Here is a 1,190-nt window from a genome sequence, read left to right on the forward strand (position 1 = left end):
GGGGGCGGGGGGGGGGGTTTTGTGGGGTTTCCCGCGGGCCCACCCCCCCACCCCCCCCCCGGGGCGCGGGGGGGGCCCCGCGCCCCCCCCCGGGGGGGCGGCCCTCCCGGCGCGCGGGGCGGGACCGGCCCCTCCGGGACGGCGCTCGGTCAGGCCTTGCAGTTCTCCGCGGAGAACGTCTCGAGGTTCTTCATCGCGGCGGTCACCTCGTCGCTCTGGATGTCGTCACCGACGGCGGTCGCCTTGTCGACGAACGCCGGGTCGGTCGGGTCGAGGTCGTTCAGCTCGGTGAAGGCCGCCCCCGCGTCGCCCATGGCCCCGGTCAGGACCTTCCAGTCCGCGGCGACGTCGTCGGGGGCGGTGATCTTCTCCATCTCGGCGGCAAGGGTGGTGAAGGCGCCACCGGTGCTCGCGAGGTCCGACGGGTCGACGTCGGCCATGGTGGCGTCGAGGTCCTCGCCGGCCTTGCAGAACGCGGCGACGTCCGCGCCGCCGCCGTTGCACGCGGCGAGGGAGAAGGTCAGGAGGACGGCGGTCGCGATACCGCCGAGGGTCGTGGTCGTGCTCTTTCGGTTGGTCACGGACCCCATCCTGGAGCATTGCTGTGAGCATCGGCGCCAGAATTCGCCCCCTGGGCAGTTCTCCCCATGCGCCTCACGCGCGGCAGGTGGTGTCCAGGTACGCCGTCACACGCGCCGACGCCGCCGTCATCGCGGCCGTGTCGAGGTCCTTGCCCGCGTCGTCGAGCGCCTTGACGATCTCCTTCGGAGAGTCGCTGTCGGCCTTCGCGAGCGCCTTGGCCGCGGTCGAGACGTAGGACGTCACGGTCTTCCAGTCGGCCGCGACGTCCGCGGGGGGCTCGACGCTGGTGAGCGCGACGCGGGCGTTCTCGAACCCCGTCACCAGGGTGCGGGGATGGTCCACGCTCATCGACACCTGCGCGGTGTTGGCCGCGGCCCACGCGGCCTCCGTCTCGGCGCAGAACGACGTGTCGACGGCGGGGTCGGCCGGGGCGGCCGGGTCACCCCCCGCTGCTGCGTCGGCGTCCGCGTCGGCCGCCGACGCCGCGTCGGTCGCAGCGTCGACCGCGGAGCTGTCGGCCGCCGTCTCGGCGGTCCCGTCGGTCGCGGACGACGTGGGCGACGCGGCGGACGACTCAGGGTCGCCCCCGCCCGAGCAGGCTCCCAGGG

Annotated in this window: 2 protein-coding genes; both read right to left on the minus strand. The window is 74.6% G+C overall.

Features of this window, described 5'->3' with window-relative positions; genetic code table 11:
- Window positions 1–149: 149 nt before the first annotated feature.
- Entirely contained in the window at window positions 150–581 is a 432-nt protein-coding gene (locus tag ACFRCR_RS18775; protein ID WP_377679707.1) for a hypothetical protein, read from the minus strand.
- Between the two features lie 73 nt (window positions 582–654).
- On the minus strand, window positions 655–1,190 hold a 536-nt coding region (locus tag ACFRCR_RS18780; protein ID WP_377679709.1), incomplete at its 5' end, for a hypothetical protein.

It is taken from the genome of Oerskovia sp. NPDC056781 (assembly GCF_042789955.1).
In the GTDB taxonomy this organism is placed as follows: Bacteria; Actinomycetota; Actinomycetes; order Actinomycetales; family Cellulomonadaceae; genus Oerskovia; species Oerskovia rustica.